The organism is Micromonospora sp. NPDC003241, from assembly GCF_053589795.1.
Map to the genome: position 1 here is coordinate 1 of NZ_JBSFSO010000080.1, position 11,136 is coordinate 11,136.

The 11,136-nt window shown below is 70.7% G+C and carries 11 protein-coding genes and 1 pseudogene; 4 read left to right on the plus strand and 8 right to left on the minus strand.

Annotation, left to right across the window (positions count from 1 at the left end):
* The first annotated feature begins 541 nt into the window (after positions 1-541).
* On the plus strand, positions 542-1,336 hold the full coding sequence (locus tag ACWDVW_RS32005; protein ID WP_449956553.1) for an NPP1 family protein: 795 nt from the start codon (positions 542-544) through the stop codon (positions 1,334-1,336).
* 18 nt (positions 1,337-1,354) lie between these two features.
* Here ACWDVW_RS32005 and ACWDVW_RS32010 read toward each other — a convergent pair whose 3' ends face one another.
* Genes ACWDVW_RS32010 through ACWDVW_RS32035 form a run of 6 tightly spaced genes read right to left on the minus strand, consistent with a single transcriptional unit; the run spans position 1,355 to position 7,801 of the window.
* On the minus strand, positions 1,355-2,458 hold the full coding sequence (locus ACWDVW_RS32010; protein ID WP_449956556.1) for an endonuclease/exonuclease/phosphatase family protein: 1,104 nt from the start codon (positions 2,456-2,458) through the stop codon (positions 1,355-1,357).
* Positions 2,455-3,492 (minus strand): glycosyltransferase family 2 protein, encoded by a 1,038-nt coding sequence (locus tag ACWDVW_RS32015; RefSeq protein ID WP_449956559.1) that lies wholly within the window; start codon positions 3,490-3,492, stop codon positions 2,455-2,457. Before ACWDVW_RS32015 ends, ACWDVW_RS32010 begins: the two co-directional genes overlap by 4 nt.
* Positions 3,489-4,502 carry a glycosyltransferase family 2 protein gene (locus ACWDVW_RS32020; RefSeq protein ID WP_449956562.1) on the minus strand — a complete coding sequence of 338 codons (1,014 nt, stop codon included), beginning with the start codon at positions 4,500-4,502 and terminating at the stop codon, positions 3,489-3,491. The genes ACWDVW_RS32015 and ACWDVW_RS32020 overlap by 4 nt, the downstream gene beginning before the upstream one ends.
* Positions 4,502-5,467, minus strand: coding sequence for a UbiA prenyltransferase family protein (locus tag ACWDVW_RS32025; RefSeq protein ID WP_449956565.1), 966 nt, complete (start codon positions 5,465-5,467; stop codon positions 4,502-4,504). The genes ACWDVW_RS32020 and ACWDVW_RS32025 overlap by 1 nt, the downstream gene beginning before the upstream one ends.
* 10 nt (positions 5,468-5,477) lie before the next feature.
* Positions 5,478-6,497, minus strand: a complete 1,020-nt coding sequence (locus ACWDVW_RS32030) for an NAD-dependent epimerase/dehydratase family protein (RefSeq protein ID WP_449956568.1) — start codon at positions 6,495-6,497, stop codon at positions 5,478-5,480.
* Positions 6,491-7,801, minus strand: coding sequence for an aspartate aminotransferase family protein (locus ACWDVW_RS32035; RefSeq protein ID WP_449956579.1), 1,311 nt, complete (start codon positions 7,799-7,801; stop codon positions 6,491-6,493). Before ACWDVW_RS32035 ends, ACWDVW_RS32030 begins: the two co-directional genes overlap by 7 nt.
* 277 nt (positions 7,802-8,078) lie before the next feature.
* On the opposite strand from ACWDVW_RS32035, the gene ACWDVW_RS32040 reads away from it, so the two are divergent.
* From ACWDVW_RS32040 to ACWDVW_RS32050, 3 genes are read left to right on the plus strand one after another with little or no spacing between them, the layout of a single operon-like run.
* Complete coding sequence (locus ACWDVW_RS32040; protein WP_449956570.1) at positions 8,079-9,080, plus strand: glycosyltransferase family 2 protein; 1,002 nt, start codon at positions 8,079-8,081, stop codon at positions 9,078-9,080.
* The gene (locus ACWDVW_RS32045) at positions 9,077-9,826 is read left to right on the plus strand and encodes a polysaccharide deacetylase family protein (protein ID WP_449956573.1); all 750 of its coding nucleotides are present in this window, start codon (positions 9,077-9,079) and stop codon (positions 9,824-9,826) included. The genes ACWDVW_RS32040 and ACWDVW_RS32045 overlap by 4 nt, the downstream gene beginning before the upstream one ends.
* Positions 9,827-9,858: 32 nt before the next feature.
* Entirely contained in the window at positions 9,859-10,314 is a 456-nt protein-coding gene (locus ACWDVW_RS32050; RefSeq protein WP_449956576.1) for a YceI family protein, read from the plus strand.
* A gap of 58 nt (positions 10,315-10,372) precedes the next feature.
* Here ACWDVW_RS32050 and ACWDVW_RS32055 read toward each other — a convergent pair whose 3' ends face one another.
* Positions 10,373-10,939, minus strand: a complete 567-nt coding sequence (locus tag ACWDVW_RS32055) for a hypothetical protein (RefSeq protein WP_355274567.1) — start codon at positions 10,937-10,939, stop codon at positions 10,373-10,375.
* 25 nt (positions 10,940-10,964) lie between these two features.
* A pseudogene (locus ACWDVW_RS32060) lies at positions 10,965-11,048 on the minus strand (AMP-binding protein); the annotation flags it as partial.
* Between the last annotated feature and the right edge of the window lie 88 nt (positions 11,049-11,136).

Genomic DNA, 11,136 nt, shown 5'->3' on the forward strand with positions numbered 1-11,136 from the left:
AAGACGCCGTCCTGCCAGAGGAAGCGGTGCGGGATGTCGGTGGGCGGGTTGCTCAGCCCGACGCCACCCCGACGAACGCCACCCCAGACAACAAACCTCCCCACCTCACGAGTGACGCAGCCGCACCGCGCCCGAACCGACGAACGCGACGCAGGGCAGCAGCGCCCCAGCGCCGCCGCGTCGAACCGTCGCGCAATTCCCCTTCCTGCGACACGGGCGGTGACCGCAGTGGAGCGTGCAGTCTCCCTCCGGCCCGAGCCCGCTCGGCCCGGCGGCCCGGCGGCCAGCCGGGCAGGCGGGCAGGCGGGCAGGCGGGCAGGCGAGCAGGCCAACCCTTCCGGGGTGCCACCGGGAGCGCTCGGCCGCGCCGCTACCCCGAGCCGGCGGAACAGCCGCCGCCGGACAGCACCCGGACAGCACCCGGACAGCCTGGCGAGGATTCCTCGCGTTTTCGTTGACTCGCACCGTCGACCGTGAGATACATGGCCACACGTCGATGGAGATGCCGGCAGCCCGGAGCCGTCGTCCGGAAAGGCGAGACATGACACCGCACGCACACCCGCCCCTGCGGCGGGGTCGCCCGCTGACCCGGGTGCTGGCCGGACTGGCCGCGCTCGCGGTCCTCGTGCCCGCCGCGCCCGCGTACGCCAACTCGCTGCCCAACCTGCCGCACCACGCAGGCGGGTACGAGTCCTCCTTCTCCCCCGCCTACGACTACGACACCGACGGCTGTTACGCGGTCTCGGCGATCAGCCCGGACGGGCGGATCAACGGTGGGTTGCGGACCACCGGGGCGATCAACGGCAGCTGCCGGGACCGGTCCGACCTGGACATGTCGCAGACGTACGCGCGGTCGGCGTGCAACAACGGCTGGTGCGCGATCGTCTACGCCAGCTACTTCGAGAAGGACCAGGCGGTGCACGGCAGTGGTCTCGGCGGCCACCGGCACGACTGGGAGCACGTGATCTCCTGGGTCGACCAGGCGACCAACCGGGTCGAGTACGTGACCACCACGCAGCACAGCAGCCGGCGCACCTACCCGCGCGCCCAGGTGCGCTTCGACGGCACGCATCCGAAGGTGGTCTATCACAAGGACGGCGCGTCGACGCACTTCTTCCGGCTCGCCAACGCCAACGACGAGCCGCCGGAGAACCACTACGGCACCTGGCACTACCCGCCGGTGGTGGACTGGAACGGCTGGCCCAGCCTGGACCTGCGAAACAGTCTGATGGCGGCCGACTTCGGCGCGGCCAGCATCAAGATCAAGGACGGTGCGTTCGAGTACCTGCTCGGCGTCGCCAAGCCCGCCGGCATCCCGTTCGACCCGCACGCCTGAGGGCCAGCGGCGACTCGATCACCGGTCGCCGAGCGACACCACCAGTTCCTGGGTGCGGTGGTCGGAGACGCCCCGCGCGTCGCCGAGGTGGTAGGAGTGCACCCGGACCTGCGGCGAGGCGAGCGCCCAGTCGAGTCGCCACCAGTGCGGCCAGCCGGGCCGGGCCGCGAAGCTGGCCGGGTACGGCGTCGACATGGCGTGGGCGGCGTCGCGCAGGCCGTCGGGCAGTTTGCGCAGGTCGCCCATTGCCGGCGTGGTGTTCAGGTCACCGGCGATCAGCACCGGGTGCGGGTTGTCGCGGACGTCGCGGGCCAGTGCGCGCCACTGCGGCTCCCGCTGGGCCCGTTGCTCACGCAGGATGCGATAGAAGGCGGCGTCGACGGGGCCGTGCTGCGGCGAGATCTGCACCGGCAGGTGCAGGTTGTACGCCGATAGCACCCGTCCGCCGCCCAGGTCCAGGTCGGTCCGCAGGGTCTTGTAGCGCCACTCGTCACCGGCCGCCGCGACCTCGGGCGGCAGGCCGACCGGCTCCAGCGGCGCTTGCCGCAGCACCGGCAGCCGGGAGACGGTGACCAGCTCGCCGACGACCACCACCTGGAAGCCGGGGAACTCGGCGCGCAGCCGGTCGAGCGTCGCCTCCGTCGGCCGCCCCTGCTCGTACCAGTACTCCTGCAACAGGTAGACGTCGGCGTCGGCGTCGCGCAGCACGCGGTACATCGTCTCGGTCTCGCCGCCGGAGTCCCAGTAGCCGGTGTTCCAGGAGAAGACGCGTACCGCGTCGGCCGGGGCGGGGCCGTCACCACCCTGCCACACGCGCACGTTGACGCCGCTGAGCCCGGCGCCGAGCAGCAGGCCCAGGGCGGCGAGCACCGCCACCACGCGACGACGGCGACTCACCACCGCTCCGGCGGCCAGCACCACGGGCACCAACAGGAAGAGCGGCGGCGGCACGATGTCCACCGCGAGCCAGAGCCACCACCGCCCACTGAGCACCAGGTGCGCGACGGTGAACGCGAGCCAGAGCCCGGCGGCGGCCGGACACAGCACCGTCGGCCAGCGCCGCCATACCGCGCGCCCGGGTGGCGACGCGGTGTCGGCGGCGACCGGCACGGCGGTGGTCACGCCGATTCCCACCGGGGCGTGCCGTCGATCGGGAACGAGGCGTCGTAGAGCTGCCGGAACGGCCGGGACAGCAGCCACTGCGCGGCGCCGGTCGCCACGCCGGCCGTGATCGTCACGTTGACCAGGAAGTGCAGCCCGGCGAAGCCGACCAGGAACAGCGGTCCGTGTCGCCGCAGGACGAAGCGGTACATCCCGGCGTCGCAGGCCAGCGACGCGACGAGCAGGGCCGCCGGCAGCGCCGCGCCCCACGGCCACCACAGCAGCGGTACGGCCAGCGCCGGCAGGGCGAGGAACGCGGCGAGGCTGCCCCACGCCCGGGAGGCAGTCTCGAAGCCCTTGCCGAAGCGCCGGGCGCGGGCGTACAGCGGGATCCGCAACCGTCCCCGGTGGAACAGCTTGCGCAGCAGTCCGGGCAACTCGTGGTCGTGGTCGTGCCGGCCGCGGACCTCGGAGGTGAGCAGCATCCGGTACCGGCGGGTCAGCCGGTAGCCGTAGTCGACCTCCTCGGTCTGCCGCAGGGCCGGGTTGAACGGCCCGATCTCGTCGTACACGGCCCGTCGGATCACGCACACGGCGGGGAAGAGGAACGACACGTCGCCCTCCGAGCTGATCGACCAGTAGTGGTACTGGAGCCCACGGTAGCGGGACACGAGCGTGTCATGGATCAGTGGTTCGGCGTCCTGGATCCCGCAGACCGCTCCGACGTCGGGCGCCTCCCGCAGGAGGCGGACCGCGTGGGCGACCGCGTCGGGGGCCAGCGCCAGGTCGGAGTCGACGTAGCAGATCAGCTCGCCCCGGGTGTGCGCGGCGCCGACGTTGCGGGCGGTGCCGCAACCGCCGTTCGCGCCGGTGCTGACCACGCGTACGCCGAGCGCCTCGGTGACCGCGACGGACTGGTCGGTGCTGCAGTCGTCGACCATCAGCACCTCGATGTTCGGGTAGGTCTGGTCGAGCACGGAGCGCAGGCAGAGGTCCAGGGACTCGGCGTAGTTGTAGTTGGGCACGATCACCGAGACCAGCGGAAGGGCGTTCATCGGGTGGCGACCTCCGGGCGGTCGTAGAGCCGACGGAAGCGGGCGGAGGTCAGCCAGGCCAGCACGCCGCAGGCCGCGGCGACCGCGATGACCAGGTTCAGGAAGAAGTGCATCGCCACGAAGTAGACCAGGAACCCCCAGCCGCGTTCGGCGCGCACGAAGCGGTACATCGGCAGGTCGCCGGCGACGAAGGCGGCGAACGCGGCCAACGGCACCAGCAGGTAGGCCGGGCCGAGCAGCACCGGCAGCACGAGGGTGAGCAGGGTCAGTGGGGCGGCGATGCTGACCCAGGCCCGGAGGCCGCTGCGCAGTCCGCCGGGGAACTCCGGCTTGCTGGCGTACACCGGGATGTGCAGCGCCGTGCGGGTGAACACCTTGCGGACCAGGACGCCGAGTTCGTGGTCGTGGTCGTGCACGCCCCGCACCCTCGGCGAGAGCAGGATCCGGTAGCGCTGTGCGAGCCGCATGCCGTAGTCGGCGTTCTCGGTCTCCCGCAGTCGCGGGTTGAACGGGCCGATCTCGGCGAACACCCGGGCCGGCACGGCCAGCAGCGCGGTGTAGAGCGTCATGATCTGTCCCTCGTCGGCGATCAGCCAGTAGGACTGCTGGAGGCAGCGGTACTCCTCCAGCAGGCTGTCCCGGATCAGCGGCACCGGGTCGTAGTTGCCGCACACCGCCCCGATCTCCGGGTCCGACGTCAGCAGGTCGACCGCGTTGGCGACCGCGTCCGGTCGGGCCGCCACGTCGGAGTCGACGAAGAACAGGATCTCACCCGCCGCGACCGCCGCGCCGAGGTTACGGGCCGCAGCCGGACCGCTGTTGCTCGGCGTCCGGACGACCCGTGCGCCGTGGGCCTCGGCGACCGCCACCGAGTCGTCGGTGCTGCAGTCGTCCACCACGATGATCTCCAGGCGCGGGTACGTCTGCGCCCGCAGGGAGTCGAGGCAGAGCCGCAGCGCGCGGGCGTAGTTGTAGTTCGGCACGATGACCGACACCAGGGGAGGGCTCATCAGTCCATCCAGATCAGCAGGTGGGGATAACGGGCGTTGATCTGTGCCACGGCCAGCACGACGCCGATCAGGACGGCACAGCCGACGATCGTCCGGTCGCGTAGCAGGATCCGGATCGGGTCGCCGCCGGTCCGCAGCACCAGGACCGCCTGGAGGTAGCGGAACGCGGCCAGCAGCCCGAGGGGTACGACGAGGGCCAGCACGACCGGCGGATAGGCGGCGATCGGCGCGTCCAGGTGCAGGTACAGCAGGAAGGTGGTGCCGGCCAGTGAGGTGGTCAGGCCGAGCAGGTGGTCGGCGAGCAGCAGGTTGTACCCGTGCAGGGCCGGCCGGTGCGGGGTGCCCAGGGCAGCCAGTTCGTGGCGTCGCTTGCCGAGGATGAGCACCAGGCAGCCACTGAACACGGCGGTCAGCAGCAGACTGGCGGGCACCGTCTCGGTGGCCGCGTACCCCTGCAGGACGCGCAGCACGAAGCCGGTGGAGACCACGCAGACGTCCAGCAGCGGCAGGTGCTTGAGCCACCGGCTGTAGGCGGCGCTCAGGGCCAGGTAGGTGATCAGCGGCCACCAGGTCATCTCCGGACCGGTGACGGTCACCGCGACCAGGCCGACCGCGAGCAGCACCGCGTACGCCCAGGCGACCGGGACCGGGACGTGCCCGGCGGCGATCGGTCGGTGCTGCTTGTCGGGGTGTTCCCGGTCGAGGTGGCGGTCGGCGATGTCGTTGAGCACGTAGATCACCGACGAGGCGAGGGTGAACGCGACGATCGCCCAGAGGCACCGCCACAGCGCCGACGCCGTCCAGACCGGGGTGTCGACCAGAGCGAGCGGGACGGCCAGGAGGTTCTTGACGACGTGCCCCGGTCGGGCCAGGGCGAGCAGGTGGCGTGGCAGCAGGAGCGGGCGTACGACCCGGTCGGGGGCGACCGGGGCGACCGGCTCCACCACGGTCTCGGCGGCGGTCATCGCGGGCCCGTCAGAAGAAGATCTTCGCGGCGGCCAGGGCGCCCTGCCGCCACGGATCGCGGCTGGTCCGACCGTCCCGGGCCGGTCGGTGACGCTGTCGCTGCGCCCGCCACCACTCGTAGGTGCGCAGGATCGCGTCCTGGTTGGAGAACTTCGGCCGGAAGCCCAGCCGGTCCCGGGCCTTGTCGATGCTGACGTACGAGTCGGCCATCAGCTTGTGCAGCAGGCGCCCGTAGACGGGTGAGAGTCGGCTGCGTTCCAACAGGCTGAGCGCGGCGAGCGCGGGGCGGGCGGGCAGCGAGACCACCCGTCGACCGTGACCGGCGGCGTCCAGGACCGCCTGGAAGTCCTCGCGCAGCGTGCCGAACTGCTCGGCGGCGAGGTTGTACGTGTCGTTGGCGACGTCGTCGGCGGCGTGCAGGACGGTGACCACGGCGGTCACCAGGTCGTCCACGGCGAACATCTGGATCCGTACGTCGCCGCGCCCGAGGACGGGGAAGTTGCGGCCCTCCTCCGCCCACTCGAAGAGCATGGCGAACAGTCCCATCCGCCCGGGGCCGACGAAGGTCTTGGGTCGCAGCACCGCCACCGGCAGGCCGTCCGCGCGGTGCCGTTCGGCGATCTCCTCGGCGGCGGCCTTGGCCGCGCTGTAGGTGTCGACCGGACTGCGCGGGTACGCCTCGGTGGTGGGCACCTGTTTCGGCAGGCCGTAGACGGCGGTCGAGGAGACGTGCAGGACGCGCTCCACCCCGGCGCGGCGTGCCGCGTCGAAGACTCCGCGGGTGCCGTCGACGATGACCGACCGGATCTCGTCGGTCGGATAGCTCGGCAGCGCCGCCGCGCAGTGGATCACCACGGTGGCCCTGGTGAAGGCGCGGTCGAGCAGGGCCGGGTCGCGGATGTCGCCGACGTACCCGACGGTGGGTTCCGGCCGCAGGTCGACGCCACGGACCTGGTGGCCGTCGGCGGCGAGACGGTCGGCCAGCCGGGAGCCGAGCATGCCGGCGGCACCGGTGATCGCGATCACCACAGCGATCCCACCTTCTGTGTGACGAACCGGGTCACCAGTCGGGTCAGCCCCTGGTCGAGCACCTCACCCAGGGCGTCCACCGCCCGCTGCGCGTCGGCCGGTTCGGTGACCAACGACGGGCCGACGACCAGCGGGTTGCGTCCGTTGAGCGTGTAGTAGGTGAAGATGTCGTGGTCCCGGTAGAGCGCGTTGATGACGGCGCAGGTGACCAGCTTGGCCTTGAAGCGGGGGTCGCGGGCCACCCCGGCCGGGGCGAGTCGGCCCACCAGGTCGAGGATCTTCGGCCCGCCGTCGATGTGCACGCCCCAGAGCGCCCCGGCGCCGGCCACCCGGCCGACCGCCTCCGGATGTTCCTTGGCCAGCCGGTGCAGCCCCGGTTCGAGGACCCGTTCCAGCGCCCGCGCCCGCGCCGGGTAGTCGTCCTCCACCACGATGTTGATCGCCTCGATGGCGGTGACGCACTCCTCCCCCATGCCGTAGTACGTGGTGCTGGTGCTCTGCAACAGCGCGTCGGTCAGGTTGTCGTACGCCTTCCGGAACACCGGCTTGCGGGCGACGAAGGCGGATATGGACGACTTGCCGCCGCCGAACGATTTGCTCGTGGTCAGCACGTCCGGTATCAGATCCGGGTAACGCATGAAGTAGAAGAGGCTGCCCGTCTTGCCCCAGCCGGTGTAGATCTCGTCGAAGATGAGTACGATGTCGTGTCGATCGCAGAGTTCACGAACGCCCCGAAGGAAATCTTCGTCGCACCATTGAATGGTGGAGGCGCTGAAAGGTTCGATGATCAGGGCGTACACGTCGCCCGCATGCCGCTCGATAGCGGACCGGACGGATTCCAGATCCCCGTACGCGAATGGGACGATTCCCGGAATTGTCGGGAAGTTGAAGTGCGGCTGCCCGGTGAGCCCACCGGAACCGAGCAACTTTCCGTGGAAACCGCAGTCCGCGCGAAGGATGGTGCCCCGTCGACCACCGTGGTATTTGTAGGCCAGCTTCACCGCACCCTCCACCGCCTCGGCGCCGGAGTTGGGCAGGAACGACATGGACAGATCGCCGGGCAGCAGTTGGGCCAGATTGTGGCCGAGCGCCGCGAGGTAGGGCGAAAAGTACGTCTTGTGCACCTCCATTCGCCGACGCTCGGCGAAGCGTTGCCGGGCCGCGACGATCCGTGGATGGTTGTGGCCGTGGTTGAGCACCCCCACCCCGCCGGTCAGATCGAGGACGCGCCGGCCGTCGCGCAGGGTCAGGTACGCGCCCTCGGCCCGCTCCACCAATTCCCGACCGAACCCGAACGACGTCATCAGATTGACCTGGCTCGCGTTCACGTACCGCCGATAGAGGTCGTGCACCTCGCGAACGGTGAACCGCTCGCATTCCTCGACACTGACGAGATTTGGCATGCCGCGACGCTATCTATTGCCTCGCGATCTTTCCTGGACCGAGGCTGGATGCAACCTTGACTACGCAAGGCAACCCTTGCCACGGCGGGTGAGGCATGGATAACTTGGTCCAGGCGCAACACAATTGCCGCCGGTCAATTCATCTGCACATTAGCCAACACTCGTTGAGGTGTCCGTCATGCCGCCGACGGTGTCGGTAATCGTCCCCACCCACAACAGCGCGAAGACCCTGGGTGCGTGCCTCGCGGCGGTCCACCGACAACGGCACCCGGTGACCGAGGTCATCGTGGTCGACGACGCCAGCACCGACGACACCCGGGCCGTCGCCCGACGCTTCCCGTGCCGGCTGCTGGTCACCGACCACAACGCCGGACCGGCCGCCGCCCGCAACCGAGGCATCCGGGCCGCCACCGGCGACCTGATGTTCTTCCTCGACTCGGACTGCGCCCCGGAACCGGACGCCCTGGGCAACGCCCTCGCCGTCCTGCGCGAGCAGCCCGACGTCGCCTGTGTGCACGGCATCTACGCGCTGGAACCGCTCTTCGACGACGGGCCGATCGAGGCGTACCGGCTCACGCACGGGCACTACTGGCGACTGCGCCACGTCGGGCGGGTCCGCACCACCCTCTTCGCGATCTGCCTCATCCGCCGCGAGGTCTTCACCACGGTCGGCCTCTTCGACGAGAAGCTGCGCGCCTCCGAGGACGTGGAGCTCGGCGACCGGATGGGCGAACGGTACGGCATCGTCCTCACCGACACGGTGGTGTGCCGACACGACGACGACAGCCGGCTCGGCGCGCTGCTGGCCAAACAGTTCCGCCGCTCGCAGATGCTGATCCCGGTGGCCCGGGCCGAACGCGGACCGGCCGGCATCCGCGCCAACAGCGCGGCGGGCCTGCTCACCGCGGCGGCGGTGCCGGCGCTGCTGCCGACGGCGTTGCTCACCGGCGGCTGGCCGGTGCTGTCGCTGCTGTTCCTGGTCCTGTTCACGGTCGCCGAACCGGCGCTGCTGCGGTTCGTCCTGCGCCGACGCGGGCTGCCGTTCACGCTCTTCTTCTTCGCCGTGCACCTGCTGGTCCAGCTCGCCGTCGTCGCCGGGGCCGTGGTCGGCGGGATCCGGCACCTCGCCGACCGCGACTTCGGACCGAGCCGGACGACCGTCGCGAAGCCGTCCCGATGAGCAGCCGCCGAGGACCCGTCACCCGGCTCGGCGCGCACCTGCACGCACAGGCGTTGCACTACCTCCTGTTCGCCTATCGCGGCGGGCAGACACTGCGCCGCCGGGCGGCCCTCGGCGGCCCGCACTGGCCGGTGTTCGGCCTGGCCGGTGCGGAGATCGCCCTCACCATCGACGACGGGCCACACCCGCAGTGGACCCCCGCGCTGCTGGACCTGCTCGACCGGCACCGGGTCCGCGCCACCTTCTTCCTCATCGGCGACCGGGTCCGGGAGCATCCGGACCTGGCCCGGCGGGTGCTCGCCGCCGGTCACCTGATCGGCAACCACTCCCGGTCGCACCCGCAGCCGTTCGCCGCGCTGTCCCGACCCGAGATCGTCGCGGAGATCGCGCAGACGCAGCGGGACATCGAGGACGCCCTCGGCGTGTCCCCGCGACTGTTCCGCGCGCCCGGCGGCAACTGGTCCCCGACGGTCCTGCGGACCGTCGCCGAGCTCGGCCTCACCCCCGTCGACTGGACGGTGAACCCCAGCGACTGGCGTCGTCCGGGTGTCACGCGGATCGCCCGCACGCTGTCGCGTACCCGGCCCGGGCAGATCATGCTCTGCCACGACGGCGGTGGCGACCGGTCGCAGACCGTCGCCGCCCTGGCCGAGGTGCTGCCCGGGCTGATCGCCCGTGGGCTGCGCTTCGCCACCGTCCCCGCACACGTGACGCCCCGGCCGCGCCGGGTGGGAGAAGGCCCCTGATGTCGCACGGTGAACTGTCCATCCTGCTCCTGATGAGCAAGGTCCGCGGCCGCTTCACCGACTTCGACGGCGCCCTCGTCATCGGCGAAGACGGCACCGCCTCGGCCACCGCCGAGATCCGCGTCGACTCCCTCACCACCGACAACGCCCAGCGCGACGGCCACCTGCGCACCGCCGACTTCTTCCACGCCGAGCAGTTCCCGGTGATGACCTTCAAGTCCACCGGATTCCGTGGCGAGGGCAGCGATTTCGTCGTCGACGGCGAGTTCACCGTCCGCGGCAACACCAAGCCGGTCTCCCTCGAGGTCGAGTTCCTCGGCGTCAACGAGGGCATGGGCAACGGCCCGGTCGCCGGCTTCGAAGCCAAGACCGTCGTCTCCCGCCGCGACTTCGGCCTCGACATCGACATGCCGCTCCCCGACGGCGGCGCCGTCATCGGCGACAAGATCACCCTCACCCTCGAGATCGAGGTCGGCCTCCAGAGCTGACCCCGGCCCCTGTTCGACGCCCCCGTCGCCACTCCGGCGCCGGGGGCGTCGTGCTGCGTCAGCCGCCGCCCGGCGCCGTGGGGTTCATGGCCGCCGCACAGCCCGGGACCGCGGCGCGCGCTTTGTCCAGCTCCGGTGTCGGCTGCTTCTGCTGCTGCTGGAGTTCGAGCCCGCGAGTGGCGATTGCGGCGAGCACCTGCTGGAAGTCCTCGAAGGCCGAGTCCAGCGCTTCCTGTGACGTGGCCGAGCGGATACGGTTCGCGCTGTCCGCCAGTTCCCGCGCGGACAGGCGGGTGGCGGCCACAGCCTGTTCATCGGTGCCCGAGCTCTCCCCGTTCGGTGGTGCGCCCAGTTTCTCCACATCGGCCAGCAGGTCTTCGTAGGCACGCGCCATCTCCGCGATGATGGTGGCGAGGTCGGTCTGGATGGTCGGGCCGCCCACCTCCATCATCCGGCGGCTCAGATCATGCAAGCGGGTCTGGGTGCGCATCGTGATCTCACACTCGGACCTGACGTAGGCGTCGAGGCTGTTCACTTCCTCGCCGCTGCCGCAACCACTGAGCAAGACCGCGGCGAGCATTGCGGTCGACACGATAACCCGCAGGCGGGCGACAGAATCCAACATGGCATGCCTTCGTTCTTCTCAGCCTGTCGTCGATGGTGTTCAGCGCGGCTCGGTGGGTGATCTCCACGCCCTTCGGCTCGCCGGTGGAGCCGGAGGTGAAGATGATGTATCTCCTCGGTCACCGCTCCGTCAGGCTCCCGGAGGAACCACGGCGTTGGGCCGGCGCCGTTGCCGATCCGTTGGCCACAATGGACGAT

Excerpts from the sequence above, each read along its gene's own strand:
- ACWDVW_RS32015 (WP_449956559.1), bottom strand. The coding sequence starts at position 3,492 with ATGAACGCCCTTCCGCTGGTCTCGGTGATCGTGCCCAACTACAACTAC.
- ACWDVW_RS32040 (WP_449956570.1), top strand. The coding sequence starts at position 8,079 with ATGCCGCCGACGGTGTCGGTAATCGTCCCCACCCACAACAGCGCGAAG.
- ACWDVW_RS32045 (WP_449956573.1), top strand. The coding sequence starts at position 9,077 with ATGAGCAGCCGCCGAGGACCCGTCACCCGGCTCGGCGCGCACCTGCAC.
- ACWDVW_RS32025 (WP_449956565.1), bottom strand. The coding sequence starts at position 5,467 with ATGACCGCCGCCGAGACCGTGGTGGAGCCGGTCGCCCCGGTCGCCCCC.
- ACWDVW_RS32035 (WP_449956579.1), bottom strand. The coding sequence starts at position 7,801 with ATGACGTCGTTCGGGTTCGGTCGGGAATTGGTGGAGCGGGCCGAGGGC.
- ACWDVW_RS32050 (WP_449956576.1), top strand. The coding sequence starts at position 9,859 with ATGAGCAAGGTCCGCGGCCGCTTCACCGACTTCGACGGCGCCCTCGTC.
- ACWDVW_RS32055 (WP_355274567.1), bottom strand. The coding sequence starts at position 10,939 with ATGTTGGATTCTGTCGCCCGCCTGCGGGTTATCGTGTCGACCGCAATG.
- ACWDVW_RS32020 (WP_449956562.1), bottom strand. The coding sequence starts at position 4,502 with ATGAGCCCTCCCCTGGTGTCGGTCATCGTGCCGAACTACAACTACGCC.
- ACWDVW_RS32005 (WP_449956553.1), top strand. The coding sequence starts at position 542 with ATGACACCGCACGCACACCCGCCCCTGCGGCGGGGTCGCCCGCTGACC.